The organism is Paenibacillus sp. 01L418 (assembly GCF_056400045.1).
The window spans coordinates 1-1895 of sequence record NZ_JBFTSN010000694.1 but is presented as its reverse complement, the minus strand read 5'-3'; the positions used below and the strand labels follow the sequence as shown (position 1 = coordinate 1895).

General features: G+C 43.2%; 2 protein-coding genes. Both read left to right on the top strand.

All coding sequences use genetic code 11. From position 1 onward, the window contains the following. Nucleotides 1-819, top strand: an 819-nt coding sequence (locus AC1DSE_RS34750) for a carbohydrate ABC transporter permease (RefSeq protein WP_477529064.1), incomplete at its 5' end; no start/stop codon positions are given. An 83-nt stretch (nucleotides 820-902) separates the two neighbouring features. Then, nucleotides 903-1895: extracellular solute-binding protein (locus AC1DSE_RS34745; RefSeq protein ID WP_477529063.1), on the top strand; the 993-nt coding region annotated here is incomplete at its 3' end.

Here is a 1895-nt window from a genome sequence, read left to right as displayed (position 1 = left end):
ATGCCGTTCTGGCTGCTGTTCTCCGCCTCCCTTACCGATGATATGGAGCTTGTTCGCAGCGGTTATGCATTTTTCCCTGATAAAATAAGCTTCTCTGCATACCACTATTTGTGGAACAGCTCTTCTGACATTATAAGGGCATACAGCATTACGGTTTTAACGACTATAATTGGTACGACGCTTGGACTTACGCTTACTGCGATGGTCGCTTATCCGCTTTCGCGTTTAGAAATGCCGTTTCGCAATACGCTCGCATTTTATGTATTTTTTACGATGTTGTTTAACGGAGGTCTTGTACCGACGTACTTGCTTTACACCAACTATTTCGATTTAAAAAATACGATGCTGGCCTTAATCATACCGGGCCTTTTGATGAACGGATTTTTTATCATATTGATGAGAACCTTTTTTGCAAGCTCAATTCCGACAGCGATTATTGAATCCGCCTATATCGATGGGGCAAGGGAATGGAAAATATTTTACCGGATCGTATTGCCGCTCTCGACGCCGGTGCTTGCTACAGTAGGATTATTTTACACCATTTTATATTGGAATGACTGGTTTAATGGCTTAATCTATCTTACAGATAGTCATTATTATAGCCTTCAAAACCTTCTCAATCGAATATTGCTGGACGTACAGTTTTTACAATCTTCTACGCAGGCAGGCAGCCGTAATGCAGATATTGGAGCGAATATTCCGCTTGCGCCAATGCGGATGGCAATGGCCGCAATTGGGGTCATTCCACTGTTGATCGCCTATCCGTTTTTCCAAAAGTATTTTGTTAAAGGTCTGACGATTGGTGCTGTTAAAGGATAAAGCTTTCATAGACGCTATAACGGCATGGATCATGCATTTATAGATAGAATCGGATCACAAATAAAAATAGGGAGGTCACAGCAATGAGAAAAAACAAGTTTGTGGCAAAAACGCTTCTCTTAATCGTACTAGCTTTCGCAATGGTGATCAGTGCATGCGGCAATGGAGACAACAAGGGCACTAATGCAGGCAACGACGGGAAAACAGCAGAAGGAAAAAGCGGCAACGGCAGCGGGGAGCTTAAGCCTGTTGAGCTAGTTATGGTATTTCCAGTCGGGGGCGAGCCTAAGGATTTAAAGCTGGTTCAGGATGAAATCAACAAAATGACGAAAGCAAAAATCAATGCGACAGTAAAGCTGGTACCTATCGGCTTTGGCGCATGGGCTCAGCAGAAGACACTAATGATGTCGGGTAATGAACAGGTGGATTTGATCGTAAGCGGACTTGGAACCTACAGCCAAGATGTAGCTAAAGGGCAGCTTCTTGAGCTTGATGGATACTTGGCTGAGAATGGACAAGGGGTTACGGAAGCGCTAGACTCCCTTGATACTGCGTTCTTGAATGCGACGAGAATCGATGGAAAAATATATGCAGTACCAAGTATCAGAGATTTGGCAGCAGATTATGGCATCACGATGCGCAAAGATTTGGTTGAAAAATATAACATTGATACTGCCGCGATTAAATCTTTGGATGATTTGGACGCTGTATTCAAAACAATTAAAGATAATGAACCGGATATGATTCCGACAGTTAAGTATGGAACATCTATTCTCGATATTTATGTTCTCAGCTACTTTGATAACTTGGGCGAAGGCTTTGGCGTGCTTCCAGGCTATGACAACGACCTGAAGGTCGTGAATATGTATGAGACGCCGGAATATGCCGAAATGCTGAATACAGTGAGAAGATGGAATCAAGCAGGTTATATTGCCAAGGATGCAGCTACAAGCACTGAGACGCAATACAACCTAGTTAAATCCGGCAAGGCTTTCTCGTTCATTTCCCATATGAAGCCGGGTATTGAGACGCAGGAATCAAGATCTACAGGCAAAGAGATGGTATCGGTACATTTC